The organism is Allomesorhizobium camelthorni (genome assembly GCF_011045125.1).
GTDB classification, from domain to species: domain Bacteria; phylum Pseudomonadota; class Alphaproteobacteria; order Rhizobiales; family Rhizobiaceae; genus Allomesorhizobium; species Allomesorhizobium camelthorni.
Window position 1 is genome coordinate 1 of sequence record NZ_JAAKZF010000115.1, and the last position, 11,602, is coordinate 11,602.

10 protein-coding genes are annotated in these 11,602 nt (G+C 63.2%); 5 read left to right on the top strand and 5 right to left on the bottom strand.

The window, feature by feature from the left end:
• Positions 1-36: 36 nt before the first annotated feature.
• Genes G6N73_RS32195 through G6N73_RS32210 form a run of 4 tightly spaced genes read right to left on the bottom strand, consistent with a single transcriptional unit; the run spans position 37 to position 4,247 of the window.
• The gene (locus tag G6N73_RS32195; protein WP_165033985.1) at positions 37-1,545 is read right to left on the bottom strand and encodes a sulfatase; all 1,509 of its coding nucleotides are present in this window, start codon (positions 1,543-1,545) and stop codon (positions 37-39) included.
• Positions 1,546-1,560: 15 nt separating this feature from the next.
• Positions 1,561-2,364 (bottom strand): inositol monophosphatase family protein, encoded by an 804-nt coding sequence (locus G6N73_RS32200; RefSeq protein WP_165033986.1) that lies wholly within the window; start codon positions 2,362-2,364, stop codon positions 1,561-1,563.
• 12 nt (positions 2,365-2,376) lie between these two features.
• Positions 2,377-3,186, bottom strand: coding sequence for a glycerophosphodiester phosphodiesterase (locus G6N73_RS32205; protein ID WP_165033987.1), 810 nt, complete (start codon positions 3,184-3,186; stop codon positions 2,377-2,379).
• Positions 3,187-3,224: 38 nt separating this feature from the next.
• Positions 3,225-4,247, bottom strand: a complete 1,023-nt coding sequence (locus G6N73_RS32210) for a substrate-binding domain-containing protein (RefSeq protein WP_165033988.1) — start codon at positions 4,245-4,247, stop codon at positions 3,225-3,227.
• Positions 4,248-4,358: 111 nt separating this feature from the next.
• Between G6N73_RS32210 and G6N73_RS32215 the strand changes: the two genes are divergently transcribed.
• The 5 genes from G6N73_RS32215 (at position 4,359) to G6N73_RS32235 (ending at position 9,952) form a co-directional block, all read left to right on the top strand.
• Positions 4,359-5,735 carry an ABC transporter substrate-binding protein gene (locus G6N73_RS32215; RefSeq protein ID WP_165033989.1) on the top strand — a complete coding sequence of 459 codons (1,377 nt, stop codon included), beginning with the start codon at positions 4,359-4,361 and terminating at the stop codon, positions 5,733-5,735.
• Between the two features lie 54 nt (positions 5,736-5,789).
• Positions 5,790-6,743 carry a carbohydrate ABC transporter permease gene (locus G6N73_RS32220; RefSeq protein ID WP_165033990.1) on the top strand — a complete coding sequence of 318 codons (954 nt, stop codon included), beginning with the start codon at positions 5,790-5,792 and terminating at the stop codon, positions 6,741-6,743.
• Positions 6,743-7,840: a carbohydrate ABC transporter permease gene (locus G6N73_RS32225; RefSeq protein WP_165033991.1), complete on the top strand. Its 1,098-nt coding sequence runs from the start codon at positions 6,743-6,745 to the stop codon at positions 7,838-7,840. Before G6N73_RS32220 ends, G6N73_RS32225 begins: the two co-directional genes overlap by 1 nt.
• A gap of 5 nt (positions 7,841-7,845) precedes the next feature.
• A complete protein-coding gene (locus tag G6N73_RS32230; protein WP_165033992.1) occupies positions 7,846-8,910 on the top strand; it encodes an ABC transporter ATP-binding protein in 1,065 nt (354 codons plus the stop codon).
• A gap of 178 nt (positions 8,911-9,088) precedes the next feature.
• Positions 9,089-9,952, top strand: a complete 864-nt coding sequence (locus tag G6N73_RS32235) for a glycerophosphodiester phosphodiesterase (RefSeq protein ID WP_165033993.1) — start codon at positions 9,089-9,091, stop codon at positions 9,950-9,952.
• Positions 9,953-11,136: 1,184 nt separating this feature from the next.
• Here G6N73_RS32235 and G6N73_RS32240 read toward each other — a convergent pair.
• Positions 11,137-11,602, bottom strand: a 466-nt coding sequence (locus tag G6N73_RS32240; protein WP_206079212.1) for a hypothetical protein, incomplete at its 5' end; no start/stop codon positions are given.

Genomic DNA, 11,602 nt, shown 5'->3' on the forward strand with positions numbered 1-11,602 from the left:
AAGCGCGGTGCATTAGAAGCGCTCGTCTTACTCAGGCTACATTGCAATGCGCGCGTAAGCTTCCGGCGGAGCGTCATTGGCACGCATCAGATCGTGCATGAGAAGCGTCATTTTGCGTTGGATGTCGGGCGAGGAAAGCGGCGAATTCTGCCCGGGGTCATTGGCGAGGTCGTAGAGGCGCGTTTCGTTCTCCAGCAACGCACCCGGACCGCAATTGTCGAACATGGGCGAACGTTCGGTCACCGGGATCTTGAGGACCGGCGCTCCCTTCGTGAAGGGCAGGGGGTCGGCAAGCGACGCCTGGGCTAGTTCTTCCGGCGTGAACGGCTCCCAGATATGCGCCGGCATCAACGTATACTGGTAGAGTTCCTGCGAACGGGGATTCGGTGGAAAACGGTGATAGGTGTAGCGCCCGTCCGTCACGTTTATCGCGCCGCCGAAATAGCCGAACAGCGCACCGCGACGGCGCGAGCCGTCGGCCCGCAGCAATGGCAGCAGCGAATGTCCCTGCATTTCGGCGGCGGCCGGAACGCCGAACAGGTCGAGGAAGGTCGGCGCCAGGTCGATGGTCTGGGTGAGCGCCGAGCGGCGGACGCCGGCGCCTGCCGGCCGGCGCGGATCGTGCACGAAGAGCGGGATATGCACGATCTCCTCGTACATGTTCATCCGGTTCTTCGCCCAAAAATCATGCTCGCCAAGCAGGAAGCCGTGATCGGTGGTGACGATGAGCGCCGTGTCGCGCCAAAGGTCGTGCGCGTCGAAATAGTCGAGGAGCTGTCCCATCAGGAAATCGCTAAGAGCGACGACGGCGTAGTAGTTGGCTCGTAGCTCTTCGCATTCCTCCGGCAGCTCGTCGACGCGGCCGTAGCGCGGCCAGTCGCGGATCGGCGCATTCCAGGCGGTCCTGAATTTCTCGCGAAATCGCTCGGGCGCGGTGAAGGGCTCATGCGGGTCGAACGTTTCGATCTGCAGGAGCCAGTTGTCCGCTGCCCTGTTCTGGTAGAGGAACTCTAAACCGGCGACGAAGCATTGCACCGACGGGTATTCGCTCTCTTTTTTGATGAACTCGCGGTTGACGATGTTGCGGCGGAACTTGTCGCGTGCCGCGTGGCTGAACTGCCGCTCATGGTACATCTCGCGCAGGCGCTCCCACGGCGGCTGCACCATGGCTTTCCAAGGATCGCCCTCCTGCCCGCGGATGAAGTCGTAGCTGTCGTAGCGGGTGTGGTAGGTGGCGCCACCATCCTCGAAATAATGGAAGTGGTCGGTGACGAGATGGCTGTAGACGCCGGCCTTGCCCAGCAACTCGGGAAAAGAATTGTCGAACGGCTCGAGCGGCCCCCAGCTTCTGTGGAGAAAGCTGAGACGTCCGGTCTGCATGTCGCGGCGCGCCGGCATGCAGGGCAGGCTGCCGACATAATGACGCTCGAAGGTTGCGGCGCACTCGGCAAGACGGGCGAAATTGGGCGTCGGCACCCGTTTCCCGCCATAAGGGGCAAGCACATGGCGGTTGAGCGAGTCGAAAAGAACGAAGACAGCTTTCATCGACCTTGTAGGCCATCACTCGGAGCTGCCAAACGTTACATGCCGTTTGACTGTGTCGACCAGCGCCGCCGTCGTGGCGAGGATCTCGCAGCCTTCCGTCAGGTGCACAGTCGCGAAATCATTCGTCCAGCCTCCCGCTTCGCGGACCAGGAGCAATCCGGCCACGGCGTCCCACGAATTCATGTGGCGCTCCCAGTAGCCGTCGAATCGTCCCGCGGCCGTATAGGCGAGGCCGAGCGCCCCGGAGCCGAGCCGCAGATATTCACACCCTGCCGAAAGCAGCGCATCGACCGCGTGAACATGCTCCGCGACCGGCCGGCGATAGCTGAAGCCGATGCAGATGCGCGCTCGCGTCGGATCCGTTTCGCCGCTCACCTTGATCGGCCGGCCGTTGAGAAAGGCGCCGCCGCCTTTTCTAGCTGAAAAGAGCTCGGCCGCCGTCGGATCGTAGATGATGCCGAGCGTCAGATCGCCGTCGACGACCAGCCCAACCGAGACGCACCAGAATGGAACGCCGGTCAGGAAATTGTGCGTGCCGTCGATCGGGTCGATCACCCAGACGGCAGACGCATCCGGGTTGCGGGTCCCGCGCTCCTCGCCGAGGAAGCCGTCTTCCGGAAAGAGGCGGCTGAGACCGGCGACGATGAGGTCCTCGCATTCGCGGTCCGCCTCGCTGACTAAATCCTGCGCGCCTTTCCGATCGATGCTGAGGAGCTCGCGCCGGGCAAAATGGTCGGCGGCGAGCCGGCCCGCCTCGCGGACGACGGCTTCCGCCGCTCGCAGACGGTTATCGAGGAGGTTCGGCTGCAGTTGAGTCATGACGAGATGTCCTCAGCCGGTCTGGCCGGCTTGTTTGACGAGCCGGGCGATGAACGGCACGTCGTCACCCGAGATCAAATCGATCAGCCCGCCGGCCATCCATCGCACGATCTTCGGCAGCGGGTCGCGGCCGCCGCGCCAGTATTCGGCGAGCTTGTCGGGGCGGGGCAGGCTCAGGCGAATGCTGAAACCTGCATCATGCAGTGCTTGCGCGTCGTCGACGTGGAACATATCGAGCTCGATCGAGACCGACGCAGCGCCGCACGCCTTCAGCACGCCGACAATGTCGACATGGCGGGCGTGAGTGATGGCTTCCGTCCGAAGGCCTGGATGGCGCTCTACCGCACCCTTCAGCACCACATGGTCGAAGCTGATGATAATGACGCGGTCGAGCGTGCCGGTTGTTCGCAGCAACGCCGCCACCCGATCGACTGCGAGGTCCGGCTGCTTTGCCTCCTTGATCTCCAGCACGATCCCCATGTCGTTTACCTTCGCCCAGTCGAGCGCCTCCGCGACGGTCGGTATCTTCGTGCCGGCGAAAGCAGGATGGAACCGGCCGCCGGCATCCAGCCTGTGGACTTGCTCCAGGGTGAGGTCGGCCGCGAAGCCGTGGCCGTCCGTGGTGCGGTCGACGGTCAGGTCGTGCAGGACGATCGGCTCGCCGTCAGCCGTCAGCACGACATCGATCTCGACCGTGGTCGCGCCCGCAGCCTTCGCCGCTTCGAGCCCCGGCAGCGTGTTCTCCGGGTAGCGAAGACTGTAGCCGCGATGGCCGCAGACACGGACATGACCCATCTCGCGGGCCAGGAAGCTGAAAGCCATATTCAGTTGGCCCTCCCTCGTTATGACGACGCGCTTCCCTACCGGCGCGCCTTGACAGTTTCGCGAACCACCAGCTCGACCGGAAAATAGACCGAGACCGGTGGCGCATCCGGATCGGCAATGCGTCGGTCGAGGATTAACACGACCTCCTTGGCGATACGGTGGGGATCTTGCCGCAGCGTCGTCAGCCTGTAGGAGGTCCATGCGGCAATGGGCACGTCGTCGAAGCCGATGACCGAGACGTCGTCGGGCACGCGCAGGCCTGCTTCGCGCAGGTGATCGAGCGCGCCGAACGCCATGAGATCGTTCACGCAGAAGAGAGCGTCGGGCGCCGGTCCGCTTGCCAGCAACCGGCGCGCCGCCTCTCGTCCGCCATCGTAATCGGAGTGACCGACGCGCACGACACCCGGCTTAAACCCGGACGCGACGGCGAACCCGGCGAAGGCCTGCTCGCGGGCGCCCAGGCTCGGGCTCGGATCCTCCTTGTTGATCACGGCGAAGCGGGAGGCTCCGGTCAAGGACAAGGCCTCGAAGGCCTGCTGCGCGCCGTCCATGTCGTCGCAATGGACACTGTCGAGGCCGGTCTCGGCGCGGTTTATCAGGATCAGCGGCTGCCCGTTTTGCCGCGTCAGCTCGACCATGCTCTCCGGCGGCGAACCGGAAAGGAAGACTGTCGCCTCCGCCCGGTAGCGCAGCAATTGTCGGCTGGCGTTCGCAACGTCTTCCGTCGTCGGGCCGATGTTGATGATCGCCGGCACGTTGCCGCGCTCGATCAGTGCCTGAGACAGCGCGGCGATCATCTGCGCCCGGAACGGGGAATCGGCATCGGAGGTCACGAGCCCGACCAGTCGGCTGCGATTGGCGAGCAGCCCCCGGGCGAGATCGTTGACCTGGTATCCGAGGGCCGCCGCTGCCTCATGCACCCGCGCCAGCGTCCCCGGGGCGATGCTCGCGCCGGGCGTGAAGGCGCGCGAGACAGCGGACCGAGACACGCCCGCCCGCTCGGCGACCGCCTGGGCGCTCACGAAGCGGCCCTGGCCATTGTCCTTGCCGTCAGCCACGGCCGAATCCTCCCACTGGACATTCCCCGAAGCCCATTCATAATCGTGTTGCACAGCATTGCAATAACATGACGACGCGGTGAAGCGTGTCGCAACCGGGAGGATAACAGGATGAATCACTGGAACAGTGGAACTGCCGCAGCGCTTCTGAGCGCAATTCTGATGGGCGGCTCGGCGGCCGTCTTCACGACAATGCCGGCATATGCGCAGGAGACCGTGAAACTCGAGCTTTGGTCGCGCCAGGATCCGTCTGGGCCGCTGCGCGCCGGCAATGTGGTCAAGGCTGCCGAGCGGCTGAACAAGGAACTCGAGGCCGAAGGTTCGCCCAAGCGCGTCGAGGTCGCAGTGCGCGAGAGCCCGGCCAAGGGGTTCGACGACGACGCGCTGCAGCTCCTGAAAGTGTTCGGCATCGACCAGGGCCCGGACATGTTCATCGCTGCGCATGAATGGGTCTGCGCCTTCCAGGAGGACGGCTTCCTCCTCAAGCTCGACGACTACATCGCCAAATATCCGCAGCACTTCGGCACGATCTTTCCCTCGCTCTGGTCGTCGGCAAAGTGCCCGGACGGCACCTACGCCATCCCGCAGGACGCGGAAGCGCGGATGTTCTTCTACAACAAGAAGCTCCTGCGCGAAGCCGGCTACGACGACGCCTTCGTCGACGCCTTGCCCGAGCGGGCGCTGTCGGGCGACCTGACGATGGATGAGCTCATCGATATCGCCAAGCAGGTGGTCGACAAGACGAAAGCCAAGTACGGCATCCTCCACCGGCCGAACAAAGGCCCCGATTACATCATGGCCTTTAATGCCTACGGCAACGATTTCGTCGATCCGGCGAGCGGCAACCTGCTGCTCGAGCGCGACAAGCTTGCCGCGGCCTTCGGCTGGTTCGAGCGCGCGGTGAAGGAGGGGGTCATCCCGGCCAACAACACGGCGATGGAATTCGACGCGCTGCGCAAGGAATTCTACACCGGCAACGCGGCCTTCTGGATGTACGGTATCTGGGACCTCGGCAGTGTCGCGTTCCCGACCTACGGGCTCCCGAAGGACGAGAAAGGCTTCTTTGCCGATTGGGGCTGGATCGCCGGGCCGGCAGCCGCGAAAGGCGGCTCGCCGGTCAGCCTGACACATCCGATCGTCTATGCGATCTCTGCCAGTACCAAGGAGCCCGAACTCGCCGTCCGCCTGCTAGGCCATGCCTCGGCGGCCGACCTCAACACCGACCACGCGGTCACCACGACCCATATCGGCATCAAGCCCGAGCAACTCGAAGACCCGCGCTATGCCGAGGCCTGGCCGCTTGCCAAGGCAACCGAACTGCTCAAGATCACAAAATTCCTGCCCAACAATGCGCAGTTCGGCGAACTTAACGGCATCATCTATGCCGCGATCCAAGGCATAGAGTCGGGGCGGCTTTCGGCGGACGATGCAGCGGAGTTCGTGATCGACGAGGCGTCGGCGAGCCTCGAAGACGTCGTCGTGAAGTAGCTGCGATCCGAGTCGCGACGGTCGGGATCGGCCGTCGCGACGAGCGGCCATGCGATGACGACGACAGCAGATGAACTGATGATCGAGCGGCGCGGCCATGCGCGGTCCGCGACACGCATGCGTGCGAATTTTTTGATCTTTCTCGGCCCGGCGATCGTCCTCACGGTCCTCTTCTTCATCGTCCCGGTCCTCATCGACATCGCGGTCTCCTTCACCGACCTCAGCCGCTCGCTGCGCATCACCGGATTTACTCTCGAGCAGTACGAGAAGATTTTCCGCGGTGACCGCCGGCTGACGCCGGTCATCGGGCTGACCTTCATCTACGTCTTCGGCACGCTGGCGATTTTCAACGTGACCTTCGGCCTGATCCTCGCCATCGCTACAACGTCGCTCAGAAATGTGTCCGGCAGCTTCTTCCGGGGTGTCTGGCTGCTGCCGCGCATGAGCCCGTCGGTGCTCTACATCCTGCTCTGGCTCTGGGCCGTGAGCCCGGCCGAAGCGGGGCTCGTCAACCAGGTCCTCATGCAGGGCTTCGGCCTCGACGCGCCGCTCGACCTGCTGACCTCCGCCCCAATCGCGCTCATCATCATCTCCAACGGCTTCATCGGCGCCTCGATGGGCATGATCATCTTCACCGCCGCGATCCGGGGCATTCCCGAACACCTGTTCCACGCGGCTGCAGTGGACGGCGCCGGCACCTTCGCGCAGATACGGTTCATCACGCTGCCGGCGTTGCGCTGGCCGATCAGCTTCGTGACGATCTACCAGACGCTCTCGCTGCTGGTGAGCTTCGAGTACATCCTGCTGCTAACCAAGGGCGGGCCGTTCTACGACACGACGGTCTACGCACTTTACGTGTACCGGCGCGCCTTCGAGAGCGGCCAGTACGCGTATGGCGCGGCACTGGCGCTCTTTCTCATTGTCATCGGCGTAGCCGTCGCGCTGCTCGGCTGGCGCTTCTTCGATATGGAGCGCCTGCTCCAGCGGCCGCGCATCGAGGTGCATTGATGGCAGTGAAAGCAACCCCCGCGGTCTTTTCGGCGCCCGAACCCGTAGTCGATTGGGATGTGCTGGCGGCACGGGCGCGCGGGCTTCGCCGCGCCAAGGCGGTTGTGCTCTACGCCTTCCTGATCGCAGTTTCGCTGCCGATCATCCTGCCCTATTTCTGGCTGGTCACCATCGCCTTCTCGGCTAAGACAGGCGTCGCCGAGACGGCAGTGCTCTGGCGTTCGATGGCGGTTGTAGTGCCGACGGTCATTGCGCTGTGGCTCGCCGCTGCGTTCGCACAAAGCCGGCGCCAAATGTGGATCGGCATGGGGGCAGTCGCCGCGGTCGCTGCCTTTGCTTTCGCCCTGCTGGTCGGCCCCGATCTGCACATCGGCAATTTCATCTTCCTGTGGGAGCCGGACTTCGCCTCGGTGGTGCGCTCGCGTATCGGAGAAGTAAAAGGCGCGGTCCAGTTCCCCAATGTCTGGCATGCCTTCGGCAACTCGATACTGATCGCCGGGACACAGACGGCCATTGTCGTCACTGTGGCCTCGCTCGCAGCCTACTCACTGTCGCGGTTCCAGTTCCCCGGCCGTTCCGCGATGCTGCGCTCGCTCCTGGTGCTGCACGCATTCCCCGTGCTGACGCTGATCGTGCCGATGTTCCTGATGCTCTACTGGATCGGGCTCCTCGACACGCTTTTCGGCGTCATCCTGGTGCTTGTCGCATTCGAGTTGCCTTTCGCCATCTTCATCATGAAGGGCTTCTTCGACGCGGTGCCGTGGGACATCGAGATGAGCGCTCTCACCGACGGCGCGTCGCGGCGGCAGGCGTTCCTGAGCGTTGTGCTGCCGCAGGTCAGGAACGGCATTCTCGCCATCGCGGTCTTCACCTTCATCCGCGGCTGGGAAGAGTACATTTTCGTGTTCACGTTCCTGATCAGGAACACCAACTGGACCATGAGCCTCTACATGTACTGGGTGCGCGATGACGTCATGGGTGTTGATTACGGCGTGGTCTCGGCGGTCGGCGTCTTCTACCTAGTCCCGAGCCTCATCCTCTACCTGGCCGCGCAGCGCTATCTCATGCAGATGTCGATCGGCGGCGTGAAGGGCTGACTGCGATGGCGAAGATCGAATTCCGCAACGTGGTGAAGCGCTTCGGCGATGTCGAGGTGATCCCGGATATGAATCTCGTCATCGAGGACGGCGAGTTCGTCGCACTGCTCGGCCCCTCCGGCTGCGGCAAGTCGACGAGCCTGTTCATGCTCGCCGGCATCTATGTGCCGAGCGGCGGCGAGCTGCTGTTCGACGGCCATGTCGTCAACGAAGTCGAGGCGCGCGACCGCAATGTCGGCATCGTCTTCCAGTCCTACGCACTCTATCCGCATATGAGCGTGCGCGACAACATCCTGTTCCCGCTGCGCTTCAAGAAGACACCACGTGACGAGGCTCTCGGCCGGGTGAAGGGTGCCGCCGACCTCGTCCGGGTCGCGGAACTGCTGGAGCGCAAGCCCAGCGAGCTTTCCGGCGGGCAACAGCAGCGCGTCGCGCTGGCCCGTGCGCTGGTGAAGGAGCCGCAGCTTCTCCTCCTCGACGAGCCGCTCTCAAACCTCGACGCGACGCTGCGGCTTTCCATGCGCACCGAGATCAAGTCGCTGCAGGAGAAGCTCGGCGTGACGACCGTGCTGGTCACGCACGACCAGATCGAGGCGACGACCATGGCCGACCGCATCATCTGCATGCGCGCCGGCCGGATCGAGCAGATCGGGACGCCGGACGACCTTTATCTGAGGCCGGCGAGCTTGTTCGTGGCCTCCTTCATCGGCTCCCCGCCCATCAACCTGATCGCGGGCGAAGCCCAGGGTGGAACGGTCGCCGTGAACGGCGCCAAGTTTCCGGTCGAGGGTGCATCAGGGGCTGTAACCGTCGGACTGCGGCCGGAACACCTCAGGTTTGGTGACTCTGGCTTCACCGGCCATATCGTGCAGATCGAGCCGATGGGCCGCGAGATCCTCTACGTCGTCGAAACCGGCATTGGCATTATTCGCGTGCTCGAGCAGGGCTCATCAGCCACTCACGCGACAGGCGAAAAGGTGAAGATCGGTTTCTCGCCGGAGAATTCGCTCGTCTTCGAGACGGCGCACCAGAAGCTTCTCCCCGGCGCACATGTCCACGCGCCGGCTTGACACCGCCGGGCAAGGGCTGGCTTGTCGCGCTAGCGTTTTTTCAATTGATGCGGTTGGCGACCCCTCCGCCTCGCTCGCTCGGCACCTCCCTTGTAAACGGGGGGAAGGGGGACCACGCGAAGCATGGTGGGGCACTTCCACCTGTATTCAACTCGCTTGAGCGGGAGAGGGGATGTCAATGACCGTTGTCGAAATCGTGGATCGGACGTCGAGCACGCCCGTAGCGGTCGAGGGTCCCCACGGCCCGATCCGGCTTAAATGGCACAAACTGCGGACGCGCCTGGCCGAGGCTCCGTTCAAGCGTTCGAACCTCGCGCTCGGTTGGCAGCTCGGGGCGAGCCTCGAGGTCGACATACTCGCCACCGCCGATGGCCGCTTCGCCGTTGTCCACGATCCGACGCTCGGTCCCTCTACGACCGGCCGCGGCCTCGTTGCGGGTATGCCAATCGCATCGATGAAAGGGCTTTTCCACCGTAACGCCGACGGCGAAGGCGATCCCGATGCGCCGGTTCTGTCACTCGCCGAGCTGCTGGCCCCGCTTCGAACTATGCCGAGAGCGCCGTCGGCCAATCTTCAGCTCGACCTCAAGATTGTCGGCGGACGCCGCCCGCCTGACAGTGCGGTCGCTGACGCGGCAGCAGTCACCGGCGTTGAAGGCATCATCATCGGATCGCACCATCTCGACGATGCACGCCGCCTCGCCGCTGCCATCCCCGGAGCTCGACTGGGCTATGATCCGATGCTGGCAGTCTCCCGCCAGCCAGGCCTCCGCGATCCGGAGCGCCTCCTGCGTCACATCGAGCGTCGCATGGCCGGCGTGACCCTCGTCTACCTCCGGTTCGACGCCATAGTTGCCGCCGAAAAGCAGGGATTCCCGCTCGTTGCGCGCCTTCTCGACCTCGGCATCGAGACCGACGCTTGGACGGTCAATCCCGGTCGAGAGACTCGCGACGCCACCCTCTGCACGCTCGTCGAAGCGAAGGTGCGCCAGATCACGGCCGATGCGCCGGGCGATATCTTCCGCATGATCCGCTCGCTTTAATATGCTCGCCACTGAAGCGGAGCGCCGGTTTCTCTTTCTGTTGTTGTGCCGAAAGGCGCGTTTGAGCTCGCCGCGGGCGCGCCAACATCCTCCGGCAGCTCCGAGGTGGGACAGAGCCATTTCTGCAGCATCTGTGTGTGTCAGTATCGAAAGTTAACCCCTAACGAGCGTAGCCCAACTATTTGATTTAGCGACACGATATGAAAAAGTGAGTGGGTCATGATCGGCGCCGACCATGACCCACCGAAACTATGAATTTACCTGCAAAGTCATGTGCTTGCTGCCGATCTGGCCTGGGGTCAATTTTCGGGTCTGGTTCACACTTGAAATGCTTGTGAAAGCCGGTGAGGCTCATTCCCGCTGCTGCGGCGAGGCGATCAACGGATAAATGTAATCGGTACTCCACTCTCAGGATCGCGATGGCTGCAGCCGCTTAGGGTGGCAGCGAAAGCGCTGGAGAAGTTACTGCTTCCAGTGCGACCGCTGATAGGGGAAACCACGGGGGGCGCGATCTTCCCTATCTTCCCGCCTAAGCAGTGCACCCTGAATTGCGGTCAGGCTGCAACGCCACGTTAGTTTCGTCGGGATCGCTGGTCAATGACAGCCGTTCGGGCGAGCGGCCCCTCGTGTCGTCTAGCTCGACAGTGCGGGTTGCGCCTCAACTTTCACTACGTTGACGCGGCGGAAAGGATACTGCGATGCGCTCAATGGGCTCTGGGTTTGGCGATGGTTCACAGACGGTACGTTACTTCGATTGATCTTCCGCTCCTGTACGAAGTTTTCCAAGAGACGTGCGAGACGTGCGCCAAGAACGAGACGGCAGCGAATTCCGCCGCCGCAAGCCATTTGGCGCAGGCGCTAATGGCTGCTTACGAGGTGTTCAGACAAGGCTGGTTTGCGGAGGGTCGTCGAGGGTGGTCAGCATACCGCGTAAGCCAATGGTTCGGTTGGCCAACGGGCAGCGAGCAGGAAAATTCAGGAGGAGCCCAAAGGGGCATTAGGACCCCTCCTGCCCGGTAAGCTGACCGTTGTCGAGCATGGTGCCAGCACTGCGTTTCCAGATTGTGTCGGCACAACCTGATGCTGTAACCGCACCAACACTTCCCGGAATGTTTAGTAACGATATCCGAGACACCCAATCAGATAAGAGGCAATCCGCATTCACCCCATGCCCCATGAGGCGGCTATCGGGAAATAGCGGCCTTGAAGACGCTTTTGACGGGCCGCAAGGTGGTGCGCGCCGTCCTCACAAGTCGACTGAGGCGGGTTGGAGGAGCGAGCTTGCGCTCCAGCACGGCCGCAAGATCGGATCGTCCCCGATCGCGTAGCGGCAAAAGCAGATCGCGATAGCAACTCGCCTGATAGGCGTTTCCGATCTCGAGGTTCGTGAGGTCCGCGGCTCGAAAGTCGCGTCGAGGAAACGCCGCGGACGCATTCAGCTTCCCGAGCGCTATCAGGGCCAGCATCGTGCGGAGGCACTTCTCGCATCGCCCGCAGTTCTCGCCGACGGCCTCCGGTGAAACGCAGACGTTGACGTGATCCAATGCCACCGGCCAATCAGCCACGATCGCCGTCTTGGCCAACCGCGACATCTCCAGCCCATGATGATCGATCGCCATATGGGCGCTGCTATAGAACGGGTCGAGCAGA